Raw genomic sequence first — 627 nt, 5'->3', positions numbered from 1 at the left:
CGCTCAAGAAGCCGCCTTGGCCGGGGTCGACGGCGGTGACGTTCAGCACCGTCGCCTCGGCACTCGGCTTGAGCAGCGAAACGTCGATCGACTCGCCGGGGCCGAGCCGCCTCAGGCCCCACATTCCGGGAAGTCGGGTGTCGAGCAACCGGGTCGGGGTGATGGCGGTGAACCCTGCGGCGGCATAGGCCACCTTGAGCTGGCGGGTCACCGTGCTGGTCCGGCCGCCCTCGTCGGTCAGAGTGGCCGTCACGGTGTAGACGCCGGGCTGCGCGTAGTCGTGCGTGGTGGAGCCCCAGGTCTGGTCGGCCTTCGCGCTGCCGTCACCGAAGTCGACCTGGTAGCGCAGAATCCGCCAGGGGCTGGTGCTGGCGCTCAGGTCGAACCAGTGAGCCAGCGGCCCTTGGTTCTGGCTCGGCGCGACCGGGGTGACCGTCAGAACGTTCACCAACTCGCCGGGTTCGTTGACCTTCACCGCGACGGCCCCGGCCTTGAGCGCCGTGTTGGGGCCGCCCCCCCCCCCCCCCCCCCGCACCCGCCGGTCGCCCCTGGCCGTGTAGGTGTGCGAGGCCGTCGGCTCGGTGCTGACGACCGGTTCGCTGCCGTCACCGAAGTCGTAGCGGTAGG

At 71.1% G+C, this 627-nt stretch carries 1 protein-coding gene; it reads right to left on the bottom strand.

The genetic code is table 11. The features are described 5' to 3' along the window. A partial coding sequence (locus ABD323_RS43580) for a PKD domain-containing protein (protein ID WP_344447556.1) occupies positions 1-627 on the bottom strand: 627 nt, incomplete at both ends.

The sequence above is a fragment of the Kitasatospora nipponensis genome, assembly GCF_039528135.1.
GTDB classification, from domain to species: Bacteria; Actinomycetota; Actinomycetes; order Streptomycetales; family Streptomycetaceae; genus Kitasatospora; species Kitasatospora nipponensis.
This window is presented reverse-complemented; position numbering and strand designations above follow the sequence as displayed.